The 444-nt window shown below is 70.3% G+C and carries 1 protein-coding gene; it reads right to left on the minus strand.

Annotation, left to right across the window (positions count from 1 at the left end):
• Window positions 1-69: 69 nt before the first annotated feature.
• Window positions 70-444 (minus strand): RNA 2'-phosphotransferase (locus tag G3I17_RS39320; protein ID WP_164604513.1); only part of this gene is annotated, 375 nt, incomplete at its 5' end.

Consider the following 444-nt stretch of genomic DNA (forward strand, 5'->3'; position numbering starts at 1 on the left):
AAACAGCCGACCAAACAGTCGACCAAACAGCCGACCAAACAGTCGAGTGGCCACCAGGCCCGATCGGGATCATTGGGGAAAGCGCAGATACTCCGGCGGTACGGATCCGGTGAGCCACACGCCGTTGGCGCTGACCCGGAAGGCGTGCCCGGCGCGGTGCATGGAACCGGCGTCCACGCTGATGACCACGGGGCGGCCACGCCGGGCGCCGACGCGGGTCGCCGTCTCCCGGTCGGGCGACAGATGGACGTCGTGCCGGGCCATGGCGCGCAGGCCCTCGCTGCGGATCGCTTCGAGACGGGCGGCGACAGTGCCGTGGTAGAGGTACGCGGGCGGCTCGGCCTCCGGGAGGCCGAGGTCGACCTCGATGGTGTGGCCCTGACTGGCGCGGATCAGGGCGCCCTCGATCGCGAAGCGCTGCTTGTCGTTGGAGGCGACGACCTG

Source organism: Streptomyces sp. SID13031, from assembly GCF_010548305.1.
GTDB lineage: Bacteria > Actinomycetota > Actinomycetes > Propionibacteriales > Kribbellaceae > Kribbella.